This window comes from Micromonospora humi (assembly GCF_900090105.1).
Taxonomy (GTDB): Bacteria; Actinomycetota; Actinomycetes; order Mycobacteriales; family Micromonosporaceae; genus Micromonospora; species Micromonospora humi.
This window is the reverse complement of record NZ_FMDM01000013.1, coordinates 179020-204858: the sequence shown is the minus strand read 5'-3', so window position 1 is coordinate 204858 and position 25839 is coordinate 179020. Positions and strand designations below refer to the sequence as shown.

Here is a 25839-nt window from a genome sequence, read left to right as displayed (position 1 = left end):
CACTGGAGGCCGTGAGATGCCTCGTCACCGGTGCCACCGGCTACATCGGCGGGCGCCTCGCGCCCCGGCTCCTGACCGAGGGGCACGACGTGCGCTGCCTGGCCCGCAAGGCCGGGCGGCTGCGCGACGTGCCCTGGGCCGCGAAGGCGGAGATCGTCGAGGGCGACCTGCGCCGCCCGGAGACGCTGCCGGCCGCGTTCGCGGGCGTGGACGTCGCCTACTACCTGGTCCACTCGCTGGGCCAGCGGGGCTTCGAGGCGGCCGACCGGGAGGCGGCGACGAACTTCGCCGAGGCGGCTCGCGCCGCCGGCGTACGCCGGATCGTCTACCTGGGTGGGCCGGAGCCGGCGGAACGGGAGGGCCTGCCCTCGGCGCACCTGCGCTCCCGCGCGGAGGTCGCCCGGATCCTGCTCGACAGCGGCGTGCCGACCGCGGTGCTGCGGGCTGCGGTGATCATCGGCTCGGGGTCGGCCTCGTTCGAGATGCTGCGCTACCTGACCGAGCGGTTGCCGGCGATGGTCACCCCGCGCTGGGTGCGCAACCGGATCCAGCCGATCGCGGTCCGTGACGTGCTGCGCTACCTGGCCGGTTGCGCGCACCTGCCGCCGGAGGTGAACCGCGGCTTCGACATCGCCGGCCCGGACGTGCTGACGTTCGCGCAGATGATGCAGCGCTACGCCCGGGTGGCCGGGCTGCGACCGCGGATCATCCTGCCGGTGCGCCCGCTCACCCCGGGGCTCTCCTCGCACTGGGTCGGCCTGATCACCCCGGTGCCGAACGCGATCGCCCGGCCGCTGGTGGAGAGCCTGATCCACGAGGCGGTGGCGCACGAGCACGACATCGCCCGGTACGTGCCCGACCCGCCGGACGGACTGACCGGCTTCGACCAGGCGGTCGGGCTGGCGCTGACCAAGGTGCGCGACGCGCAGGTGGAGACGCGCTGGTCGAACGCGAGCGGGCCGGACGCGCCGGCCGAGCCCCTGCCGTCGGACCCGGACTGGTCCGGCGGCACGGCCTACACCGACGTACGGGAACAGGCCGTCGACGCACCGCCGGCCGCGCTGTGGCGGGTCATCGAGGGCGTCGGCGGCGAGCACGGCTGGTATTCGTTCCCGCTGGCCTGGTCGGTGCGCGGCTGGCTGGACCGGCTGGTCGGCGGCGTGGGGCTGCGCCGCGGCCGGCGTGACCCGCACCGGCTCCAGGTCGGTGAGGCGCTGGACTTCTGGCGGGTCGAGGAGATCGTCCCGGGCGAGCTGCTGCGGCTGCGCGCCGAGATGCGGGTGCCCGGCCGGGCCTGGCTGGAGATGCGCGCCGAGCCGGCCGGCGCCGGTCACAGCCGTTACGTCCAGCGCGCCGTCTTCCTCCCGCACGGCCTGCCCGGCCACCTCTACTGGGCCTCGGTCGCCCCGTTCCACGCCGTCGTCTTCGGCGGCATGGCCCGCAACATCGCCCGAGGCGCCGAACACCCCCCCGCCCCCTAGCCCTCCCCCACCCCTAGCCCTCGCGATCTTGCAGTTTCGGCCCGGCGGGTGTGCGGGTTCGACCCTTCTGCCGGGGCAGCAAGTGCAAGATCGCCGACAAAGGGTGGGGCGGGGGTCAGTTGCCGGTGCGGGGGTTGGTGTGCTGGAAAGCCACCGACTCGGCCGGGGGGACGAAGTCGCGGACCGGCTGGTCGCGCAGGGCCCAGGCGAGGATGCGCCCGACCGCGGGGATCTGCCGCTTCTGCACGCCGCCGCCGACCGCGTCGCGCGGGTCGTCCGGGTTCGCCGCGATGGTCGCCACGGCGAGCTGCGGGGTGAACGCCACCACGGTCTCCGTGGCGTTCCGTTCCGAGCTGCCGGTCTTGCCACCCAGCGGCCGGCGCAGGCCCGGGGCCAGTTCCTCGGCCGTGCCGCCGGCGCACTTGCGGTACATCGACTGGTCGCCCACCGGGCAGCGGCTGGCGTCGGCCGCCGCGCGGGCCACCTCGGTGTCGAGCACCTGCCGGCAGTCGGTGTCACCGGCGGCCACCCGCCGGCCGGTCGCGTCGGTGATCGAGGTGACCGGGGTGGGCCGGCACCAGGTGCCCTCGGCGGCCACGGTGGCGTAGGCGTTGGCCAGGTCCAGCGGCGTGGTGGCGGAGACCCCGAGGGTGAACGGCCCCCAGCTCGCCGCCCCGTCCCGGGCCATCTTCGCGTCCTGCGGCGAGCGGAACTGGATGCCCAGCCGCTCGGCCATCTCGACCACCCGGTCCGCGCCGACCCGCTCGGTCAGCCAGGCGAAGTAGGTGTTCACCGAACGGCCGAACGCGTCCCACATGTCCCGGTCGCCGTCCATCCAGTACGTGTTGGCGTTCGCCGGGCACCACCGGCCGCCGCAGCTGGCCGGACCGCCGGCGATCGGGTACCTGGTGACGTAGACGCGCGGCGCGTCGAACTCGGTGTCCAGCGGCAACCCGGCCTCCAACGCGGCCAGCAGGGCGAACAGCTTGAACGTCGAGCCGGCCTGGTAGCCGGCGATGCCGCCGCCCCCGGCCACCAGCTGGTTGACCGTGTTCGGGTAGTTCTGCTGCCCGGCCGGGTTGTCGCCCACGCCGTAGCCGCGGTTCACGGCCAGGGCCAGCACCCGCCCGGTGCCCGGCTGCACCACGGCGGTCGGCGCGGCGCGCTGGATCGTCTCCGGGTAGATCGTCCGCACCTGCTCGCTCGCCTTCGCCTGCACGTCCGGGTCGAGCGAGGAGACGATCGACCAGCCGCCGCGGCGCAGCGTGCGCTGCCGCTCGTCGACGGTCGTGCCGAACGCCGGCTGGGCGTTCCACCACTGGGTGAACCAGTCGCAGAAGAAACCCCAGTCGTTGTGACCGGCGGGCACCGCGGCGCAGTCGTTCGGGGTGGCGCTGGGCTTCAGGTTCAGCGGATTGGCCTTGGCCGCCGCCGCGTCCCCCGGGCTCACCCGGCCGGTCTCCGCCATCCGGTCCAGCACGTACGCGCGGCGGTCCAGCGCCGCGCCGGAGTCGCCGTTGATCGGGTCGTCGTGGTCCGGCGCCCGCACCAGCCCGGCGAGCATGGCCGCCTGGCCCAGCGTGAGCCGGTCCGGCGTGGTGGAGAAGTAGCGCTTGCTGGCGGCGGCGATGCCGTACGCGCCGGCGCCGAAGTAGGCGATGTTCAGGTAGCGGCCGAGGATCTCGTCCTTGCCGATCCGCCGTTCCAGCGTCAGCGCGTACCGCATCTCGCGGATCTTGCGCCCGGCGGTGATCTCGGTGGCCGCGGCGCGCTGCTGCTCGGTCAGCCGAGGGTCACCGGCCAGCGCGTTGCGGACGTACTGCATGGTCAGCGTGGAGGCGCCCTGCCGGGTGCCCTCCTTGCGGTTGGCCGTCAGCGCCCGCAGCACGCCGCGCACGTCGACGCCGTGGTGCTCGTAGAAGCGGGCGTCCTCGGCGGCCACGATGGCGTCGCGCATCACCGCTGCGACCTCGCCGACCGGCACGTCCACCCGGTCCTCGACGTAGAACGAGGTGACGAGCGTGCGGCCGTCGTTGGCGTAGAGGTTGGAGCGCTGCGCCGGCTGCGGGGCCTTGAGCGCCTCCGGCAGTTCGGTGTACGGCATCAGGTTCTTCACGCCCAGCCCGAAGACCAGCGCGGCCGGCAGCGCCGCGGCGGCCAGGGCCAAGCCGGCGAGCACGCCGGCGAGCAGAACGGTGAACAGCTTGTCGAGATGGGCGCGGTTCATCAGCTCTCCCCGCAGGAGCCGGCCGTACGGACCCGTCAAGAATGACCGGATTCGCCCATTTGCCCGACCTGTTCGGAGAAATGCGCAGGAAGTTCGCGAGAAAGGATGAACCTCAGGGCAGCAGCGCGGCGGCCAGCGGCTGGACCGTCTCCTCGATCTCGTCGGCCACCCGGCTGAAACACTGGTCGCCCCGGCCCCAGGGGTCGTCGAGGTCGTCGGTGGTCAACGCGGAGGCACCCTGCCGGGCCGCCTCGGCAGCCGCCACCAACGCGACGCCCCGGGCGTGCACCGCCTCCGGCGTCGGCGCCGCCGGCGGCAGGGCCGACCGGTCCAGCGCGCCGAGCAGGCGACCGAACTCACCCAGCACGAACGTGCGCCCGGCGGCGTCCGGTCGCAGCGCCACCACGTACTCCTGCTGGTCGGCGGTGGCGGTGAGCACCAGGTCGGCGGCGTCGATCAGGTCGGAGCGCAGCCGCCGCGCGGCGAACCCGGCCACCTCACCGCCCCGCGCGGTCACCTGACGCGCCGCCGGCGGGTTCATCTCCTCACCGGCGTGCCACCCGCCGGTGCCGGCGCTGTGGCTGTGCACCAACGCGTCCGAGCCGGCCGGGTCGACGTCGAGACGGGACAGCCGCTCCCGGACGGCCAGCAGCAGCAGCCGCTCGGCCATCGGCGACCGGCAGATGTTGCCCATGCAGACGTGCAGGACGGTGAACGGCGGCACTCAGAACCCCCGCTCGTCGAGGGTGCCCGGCGCCACCTCGCGCAGCTTCGCCAACGTCACCGCGCCCTGCCGCAGCACCCGCGGCACCTCACCGGTCAGGTCGACGATGGTGCTCGGCACCGGGTCGACCGCCGGCCCGGCCTCCAGGTAGGCCCGCACGCCGTAACCGAGCTGGTCGCGGGCCTCCTCGGCGGTGAGCGCGGCCGGCTGGCCGATCTTGTTGGCCGAGGCCACCGCCATCGGCCCGGTCTCCCGCAGCACCTCCAGCGCCACCGGGTGCAACGGCATCCGCACCGCGACCGTGCCGCTGGTGTCGCCCAGGTCCCAGGCCAGGCTCGGCGAGTGCTCCACCACGATCGTCAGCGCACCCGGCCAGAACGCCTCCACCAGGTCGCGGGCCGCCTGCGGCAGCGAGAAGACCAGGCCGTCGAGCGTGTGCCGGGAACCGATCAGCACCGGGGGCGCCTGCCGGGCGCCACCCTTGGTGTCCGCCAGGGCCTTCACCGCGTACGGCGTGAACGCGTCCGCCCCGATGCCGTAGACCGTGTCGGTCGGCAGGACGACGAGTTCGCCGTTCTTCACGGCCTCGATGGCAGCGGCGATGCCGCGGTCCCGGTCGGCGGGCGACCGACAGTCGTAGAGCATCACGAGAAGTCAGTCTGCCACGCCGGGGCGGGGTCGGCGGAACGGCCGTCCGCCCGGCGGGACGCGGTCGCCCACCGGGGCCGCCCGGCCAGGTCCCGGTGCTCCTCGACGTGCTCGTACCGGCCGTCGTCGGAGAACACCGCCGGCACCGCCGCGGCGTGCGTGTCGTCGTGCTCGACGCCGATCACGCCACCCGGGCGCAGCAGCGTCGCAGCACGTGCCACCACCGGACGGATCACGTCCAGCCCGTCCGCGCCACCGAACACCGCCTCGCCCGGGTCGTGGCCGGCCACCTCCGGCGGCACCGGCACCGACCTCGGCACGTACGGCGGGTTGCAGAGCAGCACGTCGACCCGGCCGACCAGGTCAGCCAGCAACTCCGGGCCGGTGACGTCGGCGACCACCACCTCGACCGGCCGGTCCCCCACGGCGGCCCGTGCGGCGGCGTTGCGGCGCAGCCAGGCCAACGCGGCCGGGGACCGCTCCACCGCCACCACCCGGGCCGACGGCACCTCCTGCGCCACCGCCAGCGCGATCGCGCCGGAGCCGCTGCACAGGTCGACCACGAGCGGCGCGGCCAGCCGCCGGGCCGCGTCGATCCCCCAGCCGGCCAGCAACTCGGTCTCCGGCCGGGGCACGAACACGCCCGGGCCGACCGCCAGCTCCAGGTGCCGGAAACCGGCCGCGCCGGTCAGGTGCTGCAACGGCTCCCGGGCCACCCGCCGGCCGACCAGCGCGTCGAGGCGGTCGCGTTGGGCCGCGTCGAATCCGTCGGCCAGCGCCAGCCGGCCGCGCGGCACCTGGAGCACGTACGCGGCCAGTTGCTCGGCCTCCGACCGGGGTGACTCGACACCGGCGGAGGCCAGCGCCCGCGCCGTCCGGGCGACGACCACCGAGGCTCGTTCGCGTTCTGACCCTTCGGACGGGTGTTGCGGGAGTGTGCTCACGCAATAATCATGAAGCGTCGCGGGTCGCCACACGAGCGGGTGCGTCCGGGCGCACACGGCAGGGAGGTCGCGAGTGGGCTGGCTCGACCAGGTCGAGGACCAGGTTGACGCCCTCCGGAGCGCGCGCGCGTTGCAGGAGGCCAGCCGCTCCGCCGAGGCGTGCGTCCTGCTCGATCGCGTGATCCGCACCACCGGCGACCCGTACGCCCGGGCCGACGCGCTGGTCCAGCGGCTGTCCGCGCTGATCAATCTCGGTCGGACGGCCGAGTTCACCAGGGCCATCGAGGACGCGTCCGCCGCCGTGCGGGACCTGGCCGAGCCCTACCTGCACGGGCACCTCAACGCGCTCGCCGCGCTCGCCGCCCACCACCAGGGCGCGCTCGACAGGTGCGTCATGCACCTGGTCCGGGCCGCCCGCGCGCTGGGCGCCGACGACACCCCGGACCGGGACACCGCCTGGGGCTGGCACGACCTGGCGATGGCCTACTCCTACCTCAGTTTCCACGGCCACGCGCTCGGCGCGATCGAGCGGGCCCGCGAGGTCGGGCTGAGCGCCGGCATCCCCGAGGAGACGTTCGCCGCGCCGGGCATCCGGCTGCGCAACGCGGTGGCGCTGGACCACAACGGCGACAGCGACGGCTGTTTGCGGGTGCTCCGGGACGTGGCCGGCGACCTGGCCCGGTTCCTGCGCGGCGGGCGGGCCGGCAACATCCGGCCCAGCAGCCTGGCCGCCTACGGGTACGCCGCCGCCCGGCGGGCCGCGCTCGGCGACCGGGTGGAGTCCGCCGGGGACGCCGACCCGAACCGGCTGCTCGGCCACGGCGGGGACAGCGCCCGCGCCCGCGACCTGCGCCAGCTCGGCCAGGTCTGCCTGGCCGTCGCGGCCGGCCGGCCGATCGAGGCGGTCACCCGGCTGGACGCGATCCGGGTCTCCGACGAGACGCTGGGCGCGGCCGAGTCACCCCGGCTGCGCAGCGTCGCCCTCGCCCGCGCGGGTGACCACGTCGGCGCGCACCGCGCCGACCGGCACGCGTTCCGGCTGGCCGCGCGGCGCAGCGACCGGCTGCGCGACGTCTACATCGACGGCATCGCCGCCCGGATCGACCACGAGGAGATGCGCCGCGAGGCCGCCCGCTACGAGGGCGAGGCGCTCACCGACCCGCTCACCGGCCTGCCCAACCGCCGCCGGCTGGAGCGCTACCTGGGCGCGGTGGTGTCCCGGGGTGAGCGGGTGGTGATCGGCGTCTGCGACCTCGACGGGTTCAAGGCGGTCAACACCCGCCACGGTCACCACTCGGGCGACCTCGTGCTGCAACGGGTGGCCGGCGTGATCAACCGGGTGATGCGGCGGGGCGACTTCGTGGCCCGCTACGGCGGCGACGAGTTCGTCGTGGTGCTGCCCGACACCGGCATGTCCGAAGCGGTCGAGGTGGCTCGGCGGATCGAGGCGGCGGTGCGCACCGAGGACTGGGAGTCCCTGGTGCCGGGCACACCGGTCGGGGTGACCATCGGCTTCGCCGAGGTCGACGGCAGCACCACGATCAGCGTCCGGGAGGCGCTCGGGGCCGCGTTCGAGCTGGCCGACCGGGAGATGCTGCGCGCCAAGGACCGCCTCCGCGCCAGCTGAGGTGCAAGGAGGGGCCCCTTGTTAACGCCTCCGGTATAGGCGGGGCCCCCTTTTAACACCGAACGGTCAGCGGCGGGACAACTCGGTCCCGCCGGCCAGCCGGGCCGCGCGGTCCGCCTCGGCCAGCGCGTCGAGCACCCCGTCCAGCTCGCCGGCCAGGGCCAGGTCCAGGTTGTACGCGGTGTAGCCGATCCGGTGGTCGGTGATCCGGTTCTGCGGGAAGTTGTAGGTGCGGATCCGCTCCGAGCGGTCCACGGTGCGGACCTGCGCCTTGCGGGCGTCCGAGGCGGCCGCGTCGGCCTGCTCCTGCGCCGCGGCGAGGAGCCGGGCGCGGAGGATCCGCATCGCCTGCTCGCGGTTCTGCAGCTGCGACTTCTCGTTCTGGCAGGAGACCACGATGCCGGTCGGCACGTGCGTGATCCGGACCGCCGAGTCGGTGGTGTTGACCGACTGGCCGCCCGGCCCGGACGAGCGGAACACGTCGATCCGCAGCTCGTTCGGGTCGATGGTGACGTCCACGTCCTCCGCCTCGGGCAGCACCAGCACGCCGGCCGCGCTGGTGTGGATCCGGCCCTGCGACTCGGTCACCGGCACGCGCTGCACCCGGTGCACGCCGCCCTCCCACTTGAGCCGGGACCAGACCCCGTTGCCGCCGTCCGGCACGCCCTTGGTCTTGATCGCCAGGGAGACGTCCTTCACGCCGCCGAGGTCGGAGTCCTGGGCGTCGATCACCTCGGTGAGCCAGCCCCGCCGCTCCGCGTACCTGGTGTACATCCGCAGCAGGTCGCCGGCGAACAACGCCGACTCCTCGCCGCCCTCGCCGGCCTTGATCTCGACGATCACGTCCTTGGCGTCGTGCGGGTCACGCGGGATGAGCAGTTCGGCGAGGCGCTCCTCCAGCGCCGGCAGGGCCGCCGCCAGGGTGTCCGCCTCGGCGGCGAACGAGGCGTCCTCGGCGGCCAGCTCGCGGGCGGCGACCAGGTCGGCCCGGGCCTGCTCCAGCTCGCCGGCCGCCTTGTGCAGCGGGACCAGCTCGGCGTACCGCCGGCCGACCCGCCGGGCGGTGCCCTGGTCGGCGTGGATGGCCGGGTCGGCCAGCCGCTTCTCCAGGTCGGCGTACTCGTCGAGGAGGGCGGCCAGGCGCTCACTGCTCATGCTGCGGAGGCTCCTTCGGATGAAACCGGCGTAAACGGACGAACGCCCGCATCCGGCACGGAGCCGGACACGGGCGTCGTCGACGGAGCTACTTGGCCTTCTTGGCCTGAACCTTGGCGTACTTCTGCTGGAACTTCGCGACCCGACCGGCGGTGTCCAGCACGCGCTGCTTACCGGTGTAGAACGGGTGGCAGGCGCTGCAGGTCTCGACGCTGATGGCGCCGCCCTTGGCGGTGCTGCGGGTCGTGAACGTGTTGCCGCAGGAGCAGCGGACCTCGGTGGTCACGTACTCCGGGTGGATGTTGGGCTTCATGTCGCCTCGGTCCTTTCGTGGGTGGTCGCCGGGTCGCCCTCGGTGCTGCCCGTCGTCGCGACGGGCTCGGACGTGAACCGGAACCGGTGGCCGATTGACCAGTGTGCCATGGGGGTCGACCGGCCGGCACAGCAGGTCCGTCCGCCACAACGCCCGGCCATCTCCCCGCATTCCCGTCCACCCCGCCCCCACGCCCCCGCCCGCCCACCGGGGCCGCGTCGATCATGAGGTTGGTCGCGACAAAGCGGACAACCAGCACCGTCAACCTCATGATCGGCGACATGAGGGCCGGTGGGAGGGCTCCTCCCCCAGGTCGAGGAGCCCTCCCACCGGCCTCAGGCGGCGGCCCGCGCCCGGGCCGCCGCAGCGGTGGTCACCGTCGTCTCGGCGCGGACGCCGTTGACGGTGACCGTGAGCAGCACCCGGCCGCCCGGGCGCAGCGCGGTGAGCCGGCCGGTCACCGGATCGAAGCGGGCCACGTGCCACGGCCGTACCCCGGACGCGTCGCCGATGTGCAGGTTGGGCGAGCCGGCCCAGTCCGCGCTGACCGGCGCGGCCACCGGCACCTGCCGGCCGCCGGGCTGGGTGAGCGTGGCCGCCACGGCGGCCGGTGCGCCGAGGCGCACCTCCGCCGGCGCGCTCAGCGCCAGCCGGTCGACGTGGGCGTGGATCTCCGCGGCGACCCACTCCGGCCCCTCGCGGAGCGGGTCGCGGCGGGCCCGCTCCGCCTCCCGCGGCGTCACCGGGTCGACCCCGAACTCGGTCCAGCCGGTGAACCCGCCCTGCCCGGCCGGGGTGGAGGGGTCCTTGCCCGCGTTGCCGTTGACCACGTACGGCACGCCGTCCACCCGGTCGGCGTGGAACGTGCCCACGTGCCCGTTGACCGTCAGCGCGCCCTTGCCGGTGCGGTGCTGGAAGTCGGCCAGCCACTGCTCGACCAGGGCCGCCTCCTTGCGGTCACCGAGCTGGCTGGCCTTGGCCGGGCTGGGGTCGCGCGGCGGGTGGTGGAAGAGCACCGCGACCGAGCCGACCGACCGGTCGGCGGCGGCCTCGTCCAGCGTCCGGCGCAGCAGCTCCACCTGGTCGAACCCGCCCCCGCGCAGGGAACCGGTCGCCGTGGACAGGGTGACGAAGCGGGTGCCCCGGTGGTCGAAGACGCGGGAGGTGTCCCCGAAGACGCTCCGGAAGTTGTCGATCGGCGCGCCCATGATCTCGTGGTTGCCCGGCACGTAGTAGTAGGGCACCTGGCCGCCCAGTTCCTCGTCCAGGATCCGCTTGGCCAGCGCGAAGTCGGCCGGGTAGGCGGTGTCCACGAAGTCACCGTCGACGATCAGGAAGTCCGGCCGGGCGGCGCGGACCTCGCGCAGCGTACGGCGGGCCTGGGCGACCAGCTCGCTGTCCGGGTCGGCGGCGACGAACTGGGCGTCGGAGAGCACCGCGAAGCGCCAGGGCGCGCCGTCCACGGTGCCGTCGCGCAGCACCACCCGGTCGGTACGGTTCGGCTCCGGGGGCGCCTGCACGTCCGGCGGCACCCGGGCCACCAGGTCGTCGACGACCACCTCGCTGCGGTACTGCTTCGCCGGGTCGGTCTCGGCCACGTAGAACCGGCGCACCCGCACCGGGTACTGCACGCCGGGCGGCACCGCGAACTCCACGTACTTCCAGCCGGTCCAGTCCAGGTACGGGCCGCGGAGCACGAACTGGGTGTCCTGCGCGTCGTGCAGGTGCAGGCTCGGCCACTCGCCGGTGCCGTTCGCCTTGATCCACATACCGAACGCCTGCGGCTGGCCGGGGACGTCGATCCAGGCCGGCGGATCGGCGTACGCGGCCCGGGTGCCGGTGGACTGGCCGAAGTCGTACGACATCCGCAGGCCGGTGCCGGTGTGCCCGTCGGCCGGGGCGACCGAACCGGCGGCCCGGGCCTGGCTGAACCGCCAGGACGCGGCGTCGTCGAAGCCGGCCACCGGCACGTCGGTCAGCCCGACGGTCACCGGCAGCACCGTGGTGCGCGTGCCGACCCGGGCGGTGACCAGCGCGGAGCCCGCACCGGCGAGCGCCTTGACGGCCAGGTTGCCGTCGGCGGTTTGCGTGACGGAGAGCAGGTCGTGGTCGTACTCCAGCCTCAGGTCGGCCGGTTCGACCGGCGCGGTGTTCCCCTCGGCGTCGTAGCCGACCACGCCGAACAGGCCGGTGTCGCCGGCCCGGTCGAGGCCGACCCGGTCGACGGTGGCGTCGACCCGCTCCAGCGGGCCGAGCACGGTCAGGTCCAGGGTGCCGCGGGCCCGCCCCCGCGCGGCGGTGACGGTGCTCGGGCCGGGGCTGCCGGCCCGGAACACCCCGTCGCCGTCCACCCGCCCGTGCGTGGCCCGCCACCGCGGTTCACCGGCCGCCGGGCCGTACGTCTCGTCGTAGCCGGCGGCGGTGAGCCGCCGGGTGAGGCCGGGGAAGACCCGGTCCGGCCGGCCACCGCGCACCGGGGCCACGCCCGGCGCGGCGGTCGGGTCGCTCGCGGTCTCCAGCCAGAAGCCGGCGAGCCGGCCGCTGCCCTTCGGCGCGTAGACCGCCAGCCCGTTCGGCACCGGCCGTTCGCTGCCGTCGGAGGGGCTGTTCTCCACCTGGACCGCCGCGGCGCCCGGCTCGCGGGCCAGCAGCGTTGACGATCCGCCGCCGTCGAGGTTGAGCGCGTTCGCCGCGCCCAGCTCGACCATCATCCGACCCATCTCGGTCTGGGTGACGCCCCGACTGTCGACCTGCCGGCCGTCCACCGTCAGCATGATCATCTTGCGGCCGTCGGCGGAGAACCCGACCGAGGTACGTGGAGCCAGCGACTGGTCGGCGACGGTCTGCGGCACCCCGTCGCGGACCAGCACGTTGCCGCCGCCGACCGCCGCGCGCAGGTCGCCGCCGTCGGAGGCGCGCGGGCGCCAGGACACGTCCACCGCGTCGCCGGGGCGCAGCGCGGCGAGCGCGTCCGCGCCGGCCTCGCGGCCGAGCAGCACCGTGCTGCCGGCGGGAATCGGCCCCTCCCCCGCCGTGGTGGCCACCCCGGCCACCCGGCCGCCGGTAAGCGTCACCTCGACCACCCGGGCGGCACCCTCCACCGCCCGCTGCCTGGGGTACGACCCCCACATCGCGGTGAACACACCGACGCCGTCGCGCTGCACCATGTTGTTGAACTGGGTCAGCGACAGCGGCCCGGCGGGCAGCGCGGCGCTGCCCTCGAAGCCGACCTCGACGACCCGGCCGATGCCCCGGGCGTCGATCCCGACCGCGTTGGGGTGCCCGGCGGTCGGCGACTGCACCAGCTCGCCGGAGCGGATGCCGACGCCCTGCGCGGCACCCGAGTTGTTGATGTCGAAGAAGTCGCCGTTGACCGCCGCCACGGCCCGGGACCGGTCCACCGCGGCGCGCAGCGGCTCGTCCCGGGTGACCGCCCCGGAGTTGACGTAGTCGACGGTCAGCCCGCCGGAGAGGTCGGCGGTGAGCGCGTCGGCCCGCAGCCAGCCGGCGGCGTCGTACCTGTCGAAGGAGGTCAGGTCCAGGCCGGGCGCGACCGGACGGGTGGTCTTGGCGGTCTCCAGGCCACCGGCCGGTTCGACACCGGCGCGCGCGGCGACGGGCGGCGCGGCGACGGCGGGTGGCACCGGAGCGGCGAGGGTGAGCAGCGGCGTGAGCAGAAGGACGCCGGTCAGACGGGCGGATCGACTGCGGGTTCGCATGGACGCCAGTCAACCCGAGAATGAACAGAAGTTTCAATACCCTGCGACTTAACTGTAGAAAAACTTCATACGCCGCGCCCCGGGCACGAACGAGGGGCACGGCCGGCGGCCGTGCCCCTCGTCGTCGGATCCGTCAGGTCACTCGCCCGGGGTGGACTTCGCGATCTGCATCAGGAACTCGATGTTGGTGCGGGACTGCTTGAGCCGGTCCAGCAGGAGGTCGAGCGCCGCCTGCGAGTCCAGCGAGTGCAGCACCTTGCGGAGCTTGTGGATGATCGCCAGCTCCTCCGGCGCGAACAGGACCTCCTCCTTGCGCGTACCGGAGGGGTTGATGTCGATCGCCGGGAAGACCCGCTTGTCGGCGATCTTCCGGTCCAGCTTCAGCTCGGCGTTGCCGGTGCCCTTGAACTCCTCGAAGATGACCGTGTCCGCCATCGAACCGGTCTCCACCAGCGCGGTGGCGAGGATGGTCAGCGAGCCGCCGTTCTCGATGTTGCGGGCGGCGCCGAGGAAGCGCTTCGGCGGGTAGAGCGCGGTGGAGTCGATACCACCCGACATGATCCGGCCCGAGGCCGGCGCCGCCAGGTTGTACGACCGGCCGAGCCGGGTCACCGAGTCGAGCAGCACGACCACGTCGTGGCCCAGCTCGACCAGGCGCTTCGCCCGCTCGATCGCCAGCTCGGCGATCGTGGTGTGGTCCTGCGGCGGACGGTCGAACGTGGCCGCGATGACCTCGCCCTTCACCGACCGCTGCATGTCGGTGACCTCTTCCGGCCGCTCGTCGACCAGCACCACCATCAGGTGGCACTCCGGGTTGTTGCGGGTGATCGCGTTCGCGATCGCCTGCAGCACCATCGTCTTACCGGCCTTCGGCGGCGACACGATCAGGGCCCGCTGGCCCTTGCCGATCGGCATCACCAGGTCGATCACCCGGGTGGTCAGGATGTGCGGCTCGGTCTCCAGCCGCAGCCGCTCCTGCGGGTAGAGCGGGGTGAGCTTGTAGAACTCCGGCCGACGCCGCGCCTCCTCCGGCTCCATGCCGTTGATGGTGTCCAGCCGGACCAGCGGGTTGTACTTGTCGCGCCGCTGCTCGCCGTCCCGGGCCGCCCGGACCGCGCCGGTGATGGCGTCACCGCGGCGCAGGCCGTACTTCTTGATCTGGGACATCGAGACGTACACGTCGTTCGGGCCGGCCAGGTAGCCGGTGGTCCGGACGAAGGCGTAGTTGTCGAGCACGTCGATGATGCCGGCGACCGGGACGAGCACGTCGTCCTCGCCGACCTGCGGCTCGCGGCCACCGCCACCGCCGCCGTCGCCGCCCTCGCCACGCTCGCCGCGCCCGCGCCGACGGTCACGGAACCGGCTGCGCCGGCCCCGCCGGCCGCCGCCCTCGTCGTCGTCGTCGTTGTCCCGATCGGCGCGCGGACCCCGGTCGTTGCGGTCACCGCGGTCGTTGCGGTCACCCCGGTCGTTGCGGTCGCCGCGATCGTTACGGTCACCGCGGTCGTTGCGGTCACCCCGCTCGGCACGCTCGCCACGGTCGTTGCGCTCACCGCGCTCACCGCGCTCGCCCCGGTCGTTGCGGTCGCCCCGGTCGTTACGGTCACCGCGCTCGTTGCGGTCACCCCGGTCGTTGCGCTCGCCCCGCTCGGCACGCTCACCGCGCTCGCCCCGGTCGTTACGGTCGGCACGCTCGCCCCGGTCGTTACGGTCGGCACGCTCACCCCGGTCGTTACGGTCACCGCGGTCGGCACGCTCGCCGCCGCGCTCGACCCGCTCACGGCCCCGGTCGTCGGTGCGCTCCGCCCGGTCGCCACCGCGCTCGGCCCGGTCGCCGGTCTCGGCGGGAGCCTCCTCGGCGCGGGTCTCTGCCGGGCGCGTCTCCGCGGTCGCGGCAGTGGCCCGGGTGCGGCGTCCGCGGGTACGACCCTCGGTCGCCTCGGCGGCCGGCGCCGGCTCGGCGGTGCGACGCTCGCCCTCGGCCCGCTCCTCGCGGACCTCGGCGTGCACCTCCTCACGGGCGGGAGCGGCCGCGGCCGCGACCTCGGCCCGTGGTCGAGGGGTTCCGGCGGCGGCGCCGCCCTGCCGCTCGGTGATCGCACTGATCAGCTCGCCCTTGCGCATGCGAGCCGTACCAGAGATGCCGAGCGACGCGGCCAGGCTCTGGAGCTCCGGCAGCAGCATCGCCGACAGGCCGGTGCCGCTACGCCGACGGCGCGTGGGGGCGGCGGTGGTGGCATCGCCAGCGACGTTGGAAACATCCGACGTCACGTCGGTGGTGTCGCTCAATGGATTCCTTCCCTCGATAGGCCGGGGCTGCCCGGAGTCGTGGAACCAGGTGGCCGGGCGGCCTCGGTGCACCCGCCTCGCATGGACGCGTCGCGGGAGTCTGTGACACAGCAGCCGGGCGGTTTCCCGACTCACCAACATCGGTGAGCAGGTCTCGCCGTCTGCGGCGACCTGTGGAAACTGCGGTGCGGCGTAGGCCTTGGGCAGGGGTGGCGGGCTGACCGCCGAGAGCTTCGGGGGTGCGCCGAACCGCAGGAAGATCGCATGCTTCGCGGCTGTGCTCGGTCTAGAGCGTAATCAACTCTTCCGACCTGCGGCAACAGGGTCCCGCTCGGCGTGTCAAAGTCTACCCCGGAAAACCCGGGCCCCGCTGACATCTGTCGGCAACTCCCAACGGCGCCAATCTGTTCCCGCCCCGAATCGCGCCGGCACGTCGGAGAGCGCCAGCACCGTCGGCCCCGCCCCGCTGACCACGGCAGCCACACCGGCCTCACGCAGCTCAGCGACCAGTTTCGCGGTGCCCGGCATCCCCGGTGCCCGCTGCTCCTGGTGCAGGCGGTCGACGGTGGCGGGCAGCAGCAGACCCGGGTCGGCGGTCAGCGCGTGCACCAGCAGAGCGGCCCGACCGGCGTTTGACGCCGCGTCGGCGTGCGGCACGGTGGCCGGCAACGCGGCCCGGGCCACCGAGGTCAGGCCGCGCTCGGCCGGCACGAAGGCGGTGGGACGAACGCCCGGCGCCACCGGCAACGACACCGCCCGAGCACCGGTCGGCTCCGTCCAGGCGATCGTGAAGCCGCCGAGCAGGCAGGGCGCCACATTGTCCGGATGCCCCTCCAACTCCGCCGCCAGCCGCAGCGCCGCCTCGTCGTCCATCCGCCCCTCGCCGTCGGGCACCAGCGCGCGGGCCGCCAGCACCCCGGCCACGATCGCCGCCGAGGACGAGCCGAGCCCGCGGGCCTGCGGAATGCGGTTGACGCACTCCAGCGCCAGGCCGGCGGGCTGGCCGCCGAGCAGGTCGAAGGCGGCCCGCATGGCGGTCACCACCAGGTGTCGGTCGTCCGAGGGCAGCTCACCGGCGCCCTCGCCGGTCACCACCACCCGCACACCGCCGTCGGTCACCTCGGCGGTGACGTCGTCGTGCCGGCCGAGGGCCAGCCCGAGCGCGTCGAAGCCCGGACCGAGGTTGGCGCTGGTCGCGGGCACCCGGACCCGCACCGGACCGGAGGTGAAAGTCGTCGGCACGGGCTCATGCTAGGGCCTGGGTACGACCACACACCCGACCCGCCCGGAGCCTGGGACCGGCCGGTCAGCCGGCCCGTCCGGGGGCGGGCGCCTCGGCCGGGTCGGTCAGCGAGAGACGTCGGGTGGCGAATCGCCAGCCGACCGCGTAGACGACGGTGACCAGGCCGCAGCCGGCCAGCACGGTGCGCTCGTCCACCCGGTCCACCACCAGCGCCACCACCAGTTGGCTGACCGCGATGGCGAGGGTGGCCAACATCATGTCGGTGGCGAAGACCCGGCCGCGCAGCCGGTCCGGTACCTCACCCTGCAGGGCGTAGTTGGACAGCACCCAGTTGCTGCCGCCGCCCAGGTGGGCCAGGAAGACCAGGACCAGCACCAGCGGGAACCAGGACACCGCCGAGGCGCCCAGGTAGGCCAGGCCGTACATCGACATGGACAGCGCGAGACCGGTGAGCAGCCAGGCCCGGTTGCTGAGCACCCGGCGCATCAGGATCGGGCCGACCAGCGCCCCGGCGCCGCGGGCCGCGAAGAGCAGGCCGGCGCCGACCGCGCCGACGCCGTAGACGCCGGCCAGCAGCGGGAAGACGGTCAGCACGCCGTTGCCCAGGCCGACCGCCGACTTCACCGTGACCAGCGCCAGCACGCGCGGCCGGTGGGCGATGTAGCCCAGCGCCTCACGGATCGCCGCCAGCGTGCGCGGCACCGTCGCCGCCGGGTCCCGGGGCGCCTGCAGGGGCCGCCGGATCCGCGCGGCCAGGACCGCCGCCCCGGCCAGGCCCGCGGCGGCCACCCAGAAGCTGGCGTACGGCCCGGAGGCGGCGCTGAGGATGCCGCCGAGCGAGGCGCCGACCACGGTCATCGTGCCCCAGGCCGAGCCGGCGACCGCGTTGGCCGCCGCCAGGTCCGCCGGTTCGACCACATTGGGCAGCGCGGCCTGGGCGGCAGGCGAGTAGAACGCCTTCGCCACCGCCACGATCGCGATGGCCACCAGGGCCAGCCACGCCGTCCGACCGGAACGGACGCCGAGCAGCAGCAGGATGCCGACGAGCGCGGCCACGTTGGCCGCCATCATGACCCGGCGGCGGTCGAACCGGTCGGCGATGGTGCCGGCGTACGGCAGCAGCAGCGCGGTGGTGCCGGTGTCCACGGCCAGCACCAGCGCGCCCCACACCCCGCTGCCGGTCAGGTCGGGCAGGAGCACCAGCAGCGGCACCATGACGAACCAGTCGGCGCCGAAGACCACCAGCTCGGCGAGGAACAGGTTCCGGAAGTCGCGGTTGCGGACGAGGACCGACAGGGTGGGTGACACGCCGGCACCCTATCGGGCCGCTCCCGGGCCGGCAGCGCGACGCAGCAGGTCGGAGACCGTGACGAAGGTGTAGCCGCGGGCCCGCAGCCCGGCGATCATGTCGGGCAGGCCGCGCAGCGCCACCAGCCGCCGCTCGTCGCCGACGTCGTGGCCGAGCAGGATGGTGCCGGGGCGCACGTCGGCGACGATCCGCCGGGCGTGCCCGACCGGATCGTGCGGGAATTCGCTCTCGACCATCTGCAGCGTCCAGAGCACCACCCGGTAGTCCAGCCGGGCCGCGGCGTGCAGCACCGCCCCGCCCAGGTGGCCCCAGGGCGGACGGAGCAGCCGGGGCGCCGAACCGGTGGCCGCGGTGATCGCGTCGTGGCTGCGGCGCAGGTCGTCGTGCACGGTGGCGGCGTCCATCCGGGCGAGGTCGTGGTGCGCCCAGCTGTGGTTGCCCACCTCGTGCTCGGCCATCCGGCCCCGCACCAGCGCGGCGTGCCGGCGGGCCCGCTCACCGACCAGGAAGAACGTCGCCGGCACCCGGTGCTCGGCCAGGGTGTCCAGCACCATCGGGGTCCACTGTGGCCGGGGGCCGTCGTCGAACGTCAGCGCCACCAGCGGAGCGCCGGCCCGGACCCCCCAGACCACCTGCACCCCGCCGCCGCCGACGTCCTGACGGCGGTTGCCGAGGGTGGCGCTGGCCGGGCCGCCGGCCAACGGGAGCCGGCGGTCGGCCAGCCAGGTGCTCTCCACCGTGGCCGCGGAACCCAGCGCGGCGCCGCCGAGCACCAGTGCGGACCGGCGCAGCAACGTGCGCCGACCCCACCTGCCCGCGCCGCCCGCCATCGCGCCCCCGCACCCCAAGTAGGCACCAGCTCACCGAGCGTACCGCCCGGTGTGGCTCGGAGGTGCCCCGCGCACGGTGCGGGTGTCAAGCGGGGCCCCCGCCTATGCAGAAAGCGTTAAGCGGGGGCCCCTCCTTTCACTCGGTCGGGGGAAGGGGGGAACGGCGACTCTTCGGCAGGCGGAGCACCTCGAACTGGTCCGTACCGTCGACCAGCGCCCCGGACGGGCGGGCAGGCGGCGCGACCGGCTCGGCCGGCCCCGCCCCGCCGCCGACGGTCACCGGCACCGGGGTCTCGACCGGGCCCGGCGCCACTGCCTCCTCGACCGGCTCCGGGGCACCGCCGCGACGGCGGTCCCGGCGGGCCCGCAGCGAGCCCTTGGTGCGCTCCACCATCGTGTAGAGCGTCGGCACCAGGACCAGCGTGAGCAGCGTCGAGCTGAGCAGGCCGCCGATCACCACGATCGCCAGCGGCTTGGAGATGAAGCCACCCTCGCCGGTCAGCCCGAACGCCATCGGCAGCAGCGCGAACACGGTGGCCACCGCGGTCATCAGGATCGGCCGCAACCGCCGCCGGCCGCCCTCGACCACGGCCTCGGTGACCCCCATGCCCTGCGCCCGGTACTGGTTGATCAGGTCGAGCAGCACGATCGCGTTGGTCACCACGATGCCGACCAGCATGAGCACGCCGATCAGCGCCGGCACGCCCAGCGGCGTCCCGGTGGCCAGCAGCAGCGCGATCGCCCCGGTCGCCGCGAACGGCACCGAGATCAGCAGGATCAGCGCCTGGGTCAGGCTGCGGAAGGTGGCCACCATGATCAGGAAGACGATCGCGATGGCGGCCAGCACGGCCAGGCCGAGGTCCGCGAACGCGTCCGCCTGGTCGGCGCTCACCCCGCCGATCACGTACGTGGCGCCCGGCACCTCCAGCGCGTCCAGCTTCTTCTGCAACTCCTGCGTGGTGGCGCCGAGGTTCGAGCTGGTGGCCGTGCCGGTCACCGAGACGCTGCGCTCGCCGTCGATCCGGGTCACCTGCTGCGGCCCGTCGACCTGGTCGACGTCGGCGATCGCGTCCAGCGTCACCGGTCCCACCCGCAGCGCCCGCAGCTCGGCCACGTTCACCGGCGGCCGGGCCCCGGTGCTGAGCACCACGTCCTGCGCGGTGCCGTCCAGCGTGACCTGGCCGAGCGGCGCCCCCCGGTACGCCTGCGCCACGAGCTGCCCCACGGCCGCCTCGCTGAGACCCGCGCGGGCCGCGGCCACCCGGTCCACGGTCACCTCCACCCGGGGCACCCGGGTGGCCAGGCCGGTCGTCACGTCCTCGACGCCGGAGAGGTCGGCCATCGCGGCCCGGACCTCCTCCGCCGCCCGGGTCAGCGTCTCCTGGTCGGCGGCCTGCACCACCACCTCGACCTGGTTGGCGGAGGCGTTCTGCCCACCGCCGAAGGTCAGCTCGCCGGCCTCCGGACCCAGCGCGTCGAACTCCTTGCGCAGGGCCTCCCGCACGGTCGTGGCGTCGGTGTCGTCGGAGAGCGCCAGGGACCAGGACGCCTCGTCGCTGCCGCCGCCGGCCCACGGGTTGTCCCCGCCGCCGGCGCTGACCTGGTAGGTCTCCACCCCCGACGTACGCTTCAGCACCTCCTCCACCCGGGCGGCGGCCCGGTCGGTGCCGGCGAGCCCGGTGCCGGCCGGCATCTCCTGCCGGATGGCCAGCGTGTCCTGGCCGGAGTCGTCCAGGAAGTTCGTCTCCAGCTTCTGGGCCAGGCCGAACGTGCCCAGCAGCACCACCAGGCCGAGCGCCACGGTGGCCCACCGGCTCTTCCGCGACCGGGTGGCGAACCCGATCACCGGCAGGTACGCCCGCTGCAACGGGCTGCGCAGCTCCTTCTCCTCGGCGGCCCGGCGCTCGGCCTCGTCGTCGGCGCGGTGACGCGGCCGGAGGAACCAGTAGGCCAGCACCGGGATGACGGTCAGCGACACCAGCAGCGAGGCGAGCAGGGCCACCGTCACCGTGATCGCGAACGGCGCGAAGAGCTGCCCCACGAAGCCACCCACCAGGGCGATCGGCGCGAACACCGCGACCGTGGTCAGGGTCGAGGCGGTCACCGCGCCGGCCACCTCGCGGACCGCGGTCAGGATCGCCTCCCGCTTCGGCTCGCCGTACTCCAGGTGCCGTTTGATGTTCTCCAGCACCACGATCGAGTCGTCGACCACCCGGCCGACCGCGATGGTCAACGCGCCGAGCGTGAGCAGGTTGAGCGAGTAGTCGCCGGCCCAGAGCACGATCAGCGCGACCAGCACCGACAGCGGGATGGAGACCGCGGTGACCACCGTGGACCGCACCGAGAGCAGGAAGACCAGGATCACCACCACCGCCATCAGCAGGCCGAGCAGGCCCTCGGTGGTGAGGCTCTCGATGGACCGCTCGACGAACGGGGCCTGGTCGAAGACCACTGTCAGCTCGGCGCCGGAGGCGGCCTCCAGGTCGTCCAACCGGTCCCGGATGTCGTGCGAGATGCCGACCGCGTTGCCGTCCGGGCTGGCGGTGACCGCGATGCCCAGGCTCGGCCTGCCGTTGGTGCGGGTGAACGACGTCGCCGGGGCGAGCTGCTGCTCCACCCGGGCCACGTCACCGAGACGGACCGGGGTGGCGGGCGCGGTGGTGAGCACGATGCCGCGCAGGTCGTCCACGGTGCGGATCGGGGTGCCGACCTGCACCGGCAGCGACCGGTCGCCGTCGGCCAGCGCGCCGGCCGGCACCGCCACCCCGTTGGTCTTCAACGCCTGCGCGATCGCGGTCGGCGCCACCCGGGCGGCAGCCAGCTTCGCCGGGTCCGGCGTGATCGCCACCACCTGGTCCCGGGCGCCGGTGACGTCCACCGAACGGACCCCGTCCAGCCCCTCCAGCTCGGGCACCACGGTGGCGCGCAGCTTCTCGGCCAGCGCCCGCTCGTCGCCGTCGCCGGTCGCGGCGACCACCACGGCCGGCAGGTCGTCCGTGCTGCCGGCGATCACCTGCGGGTCGACGCCCTCGGGGAGCTGGGTCCGGTTGAGCGCGGTCTCCATCTTGTTGACCACGTCGTCCAGGTCGGTGCCGAACTCGTACTGCACCTGGACGGTCGCCGCCCCCTCGCGGGACGTGGAGGTGACCTTCTCCAGCCCCGGGATGCCCTGGAGGCTGTTCTCGATCGGCTCGGCGACCTGGGACTCGACGATCTCCGGCGCGGCACCCGGGTACGGCGCCACGATGAACGCGGCGGGGAACTCCAGCGACGGCAGCAGCTGCTGCTTGAGCGACGGCACGGCGAACAAGCCGAACGCCGCGGTCACCAACGCGATCAGGGCGATCAGGCCCCGGTTGGCAAGACTGAATCTGGCGAGCAACGACATGGGCGTTGGTCACTCCTGAGGAGGGGTCTGCGGGGTTGCCCTGAGTCTGCCGCACCCGCTCGGGTCGCCCGTTCCCGGGGCGGGTGCGCCTCAGGCCAGGTCGAGGGCGCGCGCCGCGGCGATCGCGTCGTTGGCGACGGTCAGCGGCGCGGGGGCGGTCGAGATGGCCCACTCCGGGTCCTTCAGGCCGTGCCCGGTGACCGTGCACACCACCCGCGACCCGGCCGGCACCCGACCGGCGTCGGCCTGCTGGAGCAGGCCGGCCACGCTCGCCGCGCTGCCCAGCTCGACGAAGACCCCGACCTCGCGGGCCAGCAGCCGGTAGGCGGAGAGGATCTCCCGGTCGGTGACCGCGGAGATCAGCCCGTCGGAGGCGTCCCGCGCGTCGACGGCCTTGGTCCAGCTCGCCGGGTTGCCGATCCGGATGGCGGTGGCGATGGTCGACGGCTCGGGCACCATCTGGCCGGTGACGATCGGGGCGGCCCCGGCGGCCTGGAAGCCGTACATCCGGGGTGCCTTCGTGGCGTTGCCGTCGCGCAGGTCCTCCGAGTAGCCCATCCAGTAGGCGGAGATGTTGCCGGCGTTGCCGACCGGCAGGCAGTGGATGTCGGGCGCGTCGCCGAGCGCCTCGACGATCTCGAAGGCGGCCGTCTTCTGCCCGTGCAGCCGGTAGATGTTGACGGAGTTGACCAGCGCCACCGGGAAGTCCTGAGCGAGCTTGCCGGCCAGCGCCAGGCAGTCGTCGAAGTTGCCCTGCACCTGGAGCAGCTTCGCGCCGTGCACCAGCGCCTGGGCCAGCTTGCCCAACGCGATCTTGCCCTGCGGCACCAGCACCGCGCAGGTGATCCCGGCCCGCGCCGCGTACGCGGCGGCCGACGCGCTGGTGTTGCCGGTGGAGGCGCAGATGATCGCCTTGTCACCGCCCTCGATGGCCTTGGAGACGGCGACCGTCATGCCCCGGTCCTTGAACGAGCCGGTCGGGTTCGCGCCCTCGACCTTGAGCCACACGTCGGCGCCGACCCGGGCGGAGAGCACCGGCGCCGGCAGCAGCGGCGTGTTCCCCTCGTGCAGGGTCACGACGGGAGTGGCCTCGGTGATCGGCAGCCGGTCCCGGTACGCCTCGATCAGCCCTCGCCACATGTCCCGCTCCTCGCCTCCGTCGCCCCGGTCGCGGGGCCTGTCACCAGCGTGGCCCAGCCTGCCTCGCCGGCCACCGCCACACCCTGCCTTAACCATCAGGCGGGACGGCGGGGTTACGCCCCACCCTCGACCCGTAGCACGCTGGTCACCGAGCGGACGGTGTCCAGCCCGCGCAGCTCCCGCACGGTGGCGGCGAGCGCGGCGTCCGGCGCGACGTGGGTGACGATGACCAGCTCGGCGTCGCCGCCGGCGGGTCCCTGCCGCACGGTGGCGATGGAGACCTCGTGCCGGGCGAACACCCCGGCCACCGACGCCAGCACACCCGGCCGGTCGGCCACGTCGAGGCTGATGTGGTAGCGGGTGAGCGCCTCCCCCATCGGCCGCACCGACAGGTCCGCGTACGCCGACTCGCTGGCCTGGTGCACCCCGGCGATGCGGTTGCGGGCCACCGCGACCACGTCGCCGAGCACGGCGCTGGCGGTGGGCGCGCCGCCCGCGCCGCGGCCGTAGAACATGAGCGGCCCGGCCGCGTCGGCCTCGACGAAGACCGCGTTGAACGCGTCGCCGACCCGGGCGAGCGGGTGGGTGAGCGGGATCATCGCCGGATGCACCCGGACGTTGACGGTCTCGCCGCCCGCGGCGTCGACGCCCCGGGCGGCGATGCAGAGCAGCTTGATCGTGCAGCCCATCGCCTTGGCGCTGGCCACGTCCGCCGCGGTCACCTCGGTGATGCCCTCGCGGTGCACGTCGGCGGCGGTGACCCGGGTGTGGAACGCCAGCGAGGCGAGGATGGCGGCCTTGGCGGCGGCGTCGAAGCCCTCCACGTCGGCCGTCGGGTCGGCCTCCGCGTATCCCAGCTCGGTGGCCTCCTCCAGCGCCTCGGCGAAGCCGGCGCCGGTCGCGTCCATGGCGGAGAGGATGAAGTTGGTGGTGCCGTTCACGATGCCGGTGACCCGGGTGATCCGGTCGCCGTGCAGCGACTCGCGCAGCGGGCGCAGCAGCGGGATGGCGCCGGCGACGCTCGCCTCGTAGTAGAGGTCGGCGCCGCCCTCGGCGGCCGCGTCGTGCAGCGTGGCGCCGTCCTCGGCGAGCAGCGCCTTGTTGGCGGTCACCACGCTCTTGCCGGCGCGCAGCGCCTCGACCAGCCAGCCCCGGGCCGGCTCGATGCCGCCGACCACCTCGACCACCACGTCCACGTCGTCCCGCTTGATCAGCCCCAGCGGGTCGGTGGTGAACAGGCTGTCGTCGACCGGCAGGTCACCGCGGTCGCGGCCGAGCCGGCGGACGGCGATGCCGGCGATCTCCAGCGGCGCGCCGATCCGGGCGGCGAGGTCGGCCGACTGCTCGTGCAGCAGGCGGACGACGTCGCTGCCGACCGTGCCGCAGCCGAGCAACGCCAAGCGAACAGGTGAGGTCATCCCACGTCCAATGCGAGCAGGTCGTCTTCCGTCTCCCGGCGAACGATCACCCGGGCCGAGCCGTCACGGACGGCGACGACCGGGGGGCGCGGCACATGGTTGTAGTTGCTGGCCATGCTCCGGCAGTAGGCCCCGGTGCCGGGCACCGCGACAAGATCTCCGGGCTGCACGTCGGCGGGCAGGAATTCATCCTTCACCACGATGTCCCCGGACTCACAGTGCTTTCCCACCACCCGGGCGAGCAACGGCGGGGCCGCCGACGTCCGGTTGGCCACGGTCGCCGAGTAGGAGGCGTCGTAGAGCGCGGTGCGGATGTTGTCGCTCATCCCGCCGTCGACGCTCACGTAGGTCCGCAGGCCGTCCAGGTCCTTGACGGTCCCGACCTGGTAGAGCGTGAACACGGCCGGGCCGACGATCGCCCGGCCGGGCTCGACGGAGAGGTGCGGCACGGCGAGGTTCTCCGCCGCGCACTCCCCGTCGACGATCTTGCGGAGCCGCTTGGCCAGGTCGTGCGGCGAGGCCGGGTCGTCCTGCGTGGTGTACGCGATGCCGAAGCCGCCGCCGAGGTCCAGCTCGGGCAGTTCCACCCCGCGCGCGTCACGGATCTGCGCCTGCAGGGCGAGCACCCGACGGGCGGAGACCTCGAAGCCGCTGGCGTCGAAGATCTGCGAACCGATGTGCGAGTGCAGGCCGCGCAGCTCCAGCACGTCCTCGTCGAGGATCCGGAACGCCGCCGCCACGGCCGCGCCGCCGGCCAGCGAGAAGCCGAACTTCTGGTCCTCGTGCGCGGTGGCGATGAACTCGTGGGTGTGCGCCTCCACGCCGACGGTGACCCGCAGCAGCACCCGGGGGCGGACGCCCCGCTCGCGGGCCAGCGCGCTGAGCCGGTCGATCTCGGTGGACGAGTCGACGATGATCCGCCCCACCCCGGCCTCCACCGCCCGGGTCAGCTCGGCCACCGACTTGTTGTTGCCGTGGAAGCCGATCCGGTCCGGCGGCATCCCGGCCGACAGCGCGGTGGCCAGTTCGCCGCCGGTGCAGACGTCGAGGAACATGCCCTCCTCGGCGATCATCCGGACCACGGCGCGGCAGAGGAACGCCTTGCCGGCGTAGTAGACGTCCGCGTCCGGGAAGGCGGCCCGGAACTCGCGGCAGCGTCCGCGCAGGTCGTCCTCGTCCAGCACGTACGCCGGGGTGCCGAACTCGGCGGCCAGGTCGCGGACGTCCAGCCCGGCGGCGGTCAGCGCGCCGGCCGGGCCGCGCGCCACGTGGCGCGGCCACAACTGCGGCACCAGGGAGTTGACGTCGACCGGGGTACGCAGCCAGGCGGGCCCCCGGTTGCCGATGTCACCGTGCAGGGCACCGGCCTCGTGCGCGCGCACCG

17 protein-coding genes are annotated in these 25839 nt (G+C 74.1%); 2 read left to right on the top strand and 15 right to left on the bottom strand.

All coding sequences use genetic code 11. The features are described 5' to 3' along the window. Positions 1-11 precede the first annotated feature (11 nt). Positions 12-1481: an SDR family oxidoreductase gene (locus tag GA0070213_RS23710; protein WP_091069023.1), complete on the top strand. Its 1470-nt coding sequence runs from the start codon at positions 12-14 to the stop codon at positions 1479-1481. A 115-nt stretch (positions 1482-1596) separates the two neighbouring features. Here the strand turns inward: GA0070213_RS23710 and GA0070213_RS23705 are convergent, their stop codons facing one another. The 4 genes from GA0070213_RS23705 to prmC all read right to left on the bottom strand — a co-directional run bounded on the left by GA0070213_RS23705 (position 1597) and on the right by prmC (position 6024). Next, on the bottom strand, positions 1597-3708 hold the full coding sequence (locus GA0070213_RS23705; protein ID WP_091069019.1) for a transglycosylase domain-containing protein: 2112 nt from the start codon (positions 3706-3708) through the stop codon (positions 1597-1599). A gap of 112 nt (positions 3709-3820) precedes the next feature. Next, the gene (locus GA0070213_RS23700; RefSeq protein WP_091069015.1) at positions 3821-4432 is read right to left on the bottom strand and encodes an arsenate reductase/protein-tyrosine-phosphatase family protein; all 612 of its coding nucleotides are present in this window, start codon (positions 4430-4432) and stop codon (positions 3821-3823) included. Next, the gene (locus GA0070213_RS23695; RefSeq protein ID WP_091069011.1) at positions 4433-5077 is read right to left on the bottom strand and encodes an L-threonylcarbamoyladenylate synthase; all 645 of its coding nucleotides are present in this window, start codon (positions 5075-5077) and stop codon (positions 4433-4435) included. It abuts the gene before it with no gap. Next, the gene (gene prmC, locus GA0070213_RS23690; protein WP_091069008.1) at positions 5077-6024 is read right to left on the bottom strand and encodes a peptide chain release factor N(5)-glutamine methyltransferase; all 948 of its coding nucleotides are present in this window, start codon (positions 6022-6024) and stop codon (positions 5077-5079) included. The genes GA0070213_RS23695 and prmC overlap by 1 nt, the downstream gene beginning before the upstream one ends. A gap of 73 nt (positions 6025-6097) precedes the next feature. On the opposite strand from prmC, the gene GA0070213_RS23685 reads away from it, so the two are divergent. Beyond that, positions 6098-7651, top strand: a complete 1554-nt coding sequence (locus GA0070213_RS23685; RefSeq protein WP_091069004.1) for a GGDEF domain-containing protein — start codon at positions 6098-6100, stop codon at positions 7649-7651. Positions 7652-7717: 66 nt separating this feature from the next. Here GA0070213_RS23685 and prfA read toward each other — a convergent pair whose 3' ends face one another. From prfA to lysA, 11 genes are all read right to left on the bottom strand, one after another. Continuing rightward, on the bottom strand, positions 7718-8806 hold the full coding sequence (gene prfA / locus GA0070213_RS23680) for a peptide chain release factor 1 (RefSeq protein WP_091069001.1): 1089 nt from the start codon (positions 8804-8806) through the stop codon (positions 7718-7720). An 88-nt stretch (positions 8807-8894) separates the two neighbouring features. Further along, positions 8895-9119 carry a 50S ribosomal protein L31 gene (rpmE, locus tag GA0070213_RS23675; RefSeq protein WP_013288272.1) on the bottom strand — a complete coding sequence of 75 codons (225 nt, stop codon included), beginning with the start codon at positions 9117-9119 and terminating at the stop codon, positions 8895-8897. Positions 9120-9454: 335 nt separating this feature from the next. After that, positions 9455-12838 (bottom strand): phosphodiester glycosidase family protein, encoded by a 3384-nt coding sequence (locus GA0070213_RS23670; RefSeq protein WP_091068998.1) that lies wholly within the window; start codon positions 12836-12838, stop codon positions 9455-9457. A gap of 138 nt (positions 12839-12976) precedes the next feature. Beyond that, on the bottom strand, positions 12977-15127 hold the full coding sequence (gene rho, locus GA0070213_RS23665) for a transcription termination factor Rho (RefSeq protein ID WP_091068994.1): 2151 nt from the start codon (positions 15125-15127) through the stop codon (positions 12977-12979). Between the two features lie 339 nt (positions 15128-15466). Next, on the bottom strand, positions 15467-16369 hold the full coding sequence (thrB, locus tag GA0070213_RS23660) for a homoserine kinase (protein WP_091068989.1): 903 nt from the start codon (positions 16367-16369) through the stop codon (positions 15467-15469). Positions 16370-16433: 64 nt separating this feature from the next. Continuing rightward, positions 16434-17678, bottom strand: coding sequence for an MFS transporter (locus GA0070213_RS23655; RefSeq protein WP_091068986.1), 1245 nt, complete (start codon positions 17676-17678; stop codon positions 16434-16436). A gap of 9 nt (positions 17679-17687) precedes the next feature. After that, positions 17688-18509 (bottom strand): polysaccharide deacetylase family protein, encoded by an 822-nt coding sequence (locus GA0070213_RS23650; protein ID WP_091068984.1) that lies wholly within the window; start codon positions 18507-18509, stop codon positions 17688-17690. Between the two features lie 136 nt (positions 18510-18645). Beyond that, positions 18646-21897 carry an efflux RND transporter permease subunit gene (locus GA0070213_RS23645; RefSeq protein WP_091068980.1) on the bottom strand — a complete coding sequence of 1084 codons (3252 nt, stop codon included), beginning with the start codon at positions 21895-21897 and terminating at the stop codon, positions 18646-18648. Positions 21898-21987: 90 nt separating this feature from the next. Continuing rightward, positions 21988-23037 (bottom strand): threonine synthase, encoded by a 1050-nt coding sequence (gene thrC, locus GA0070213_RS23640; protein ID WP_091068976.1) that lies wholly within the window; start codon positions 23035-23037, stop codon positions 21988-21990. 113 nt (positions 23038-23150) lie between these two features. Continuing rightward, positions 23151-24455 carry a homoserine dehydrogenase gene (locus GA0070213_RS23635; protein ID WP_091068973.1) on the bottom strand — a complete coding sequence of 435 codons (1305 nt, stop codon included), beginning with the start codon at positions 24453-24455 and terminating at the stop codon, positions 23151-23153. Further along, positions 24452-25837 carry a diaminopimelate decarboxylase gene (lysA, locus tag GA0070213_RS23630; RefSeq protein ID WP_091068970.1) on the bottom strand — a complete coding sequence of 462 codons (1386 nt, stop codon included), beginning with the start codon at positions 25835-25837 and terminating at the stop codon, positions 24452-24454. The genes GA0070213_RS23635 and lysA overlap by 4 nt, the downstream gene beginning before the upstream one ends. Between the last annotated feature and the right edge of the window lie 2 nt (positions 25838-25839).

Excerpts from the sequence above, each read along its gene's own strand:
- GA0070213_RS23705 (WP_091069019.1), bottom strand. The coding sequence starts at position 3,708 with ATGAACCGCGCCCATCTCGACAAGCTGTTCACCGTTCTGCTCGCCGGC.
- GA0070213_RS23695 (WP_091069011.1), bottom strand. The coding sequence starts at position 5,077 with ATGCTCTACGACTGTCGGTCGCCCGCCGACCGGGACCGCGGCATCGCC.
- prfA (WP_091069001.1), bottom strand. The coding sequence starts at position 8,806 with ATGAGCAGTGAGCGCCTGGCCGCCCTCCTCGACGAGTACGCCGACCTG.
- rpmE (WP_013288272.1), bottom strand. The coding sequence starts at position 9,119 with ATGAAGCCCAACATCCACCCGGAGTACGTGACCACCGAGGTCCGCTGC.
- GA0070213_RS23670 (WP_091068998.1), bottom strand. The coding sequence starts at position 12,838 with ATGCGAACCCGCAGTCGATCCGCCCGTCTGACCGGCGTCCTTCTGCTC.
- GA0070213_RS23650 (WP_091068984.1), bottom strand. The coding sequence starts at position 18,509 with ATGGCGGGCGGCGCGGGCAGGTGGGGTCGGCGCACGTTGCTGCGCCGG.
- GA0070213_RS23645 (WP_091068980.1), bottom strand. The coding sequence starts at position 21,897 with ATGTCGTTGCTCGCCAGATTCAGTCTTGCCAACCGGGGCCTGATCGCC.
- thrC (WP_091068976.1), bottom strand. The coding sequence starts at position 23,037 with ATGTGGCGAGGGCTGATCGAGGCGTACCGGGACCGGCTGCCGATCACC.
- GA0070213_RS23635 (WP_091068973.1), bottom strand. The coding sequence starts at position 24,455 with ATGACCTCACCTGTTCGCTTGGCGTTGCTCGGCTGCGGCACGGTCGGC.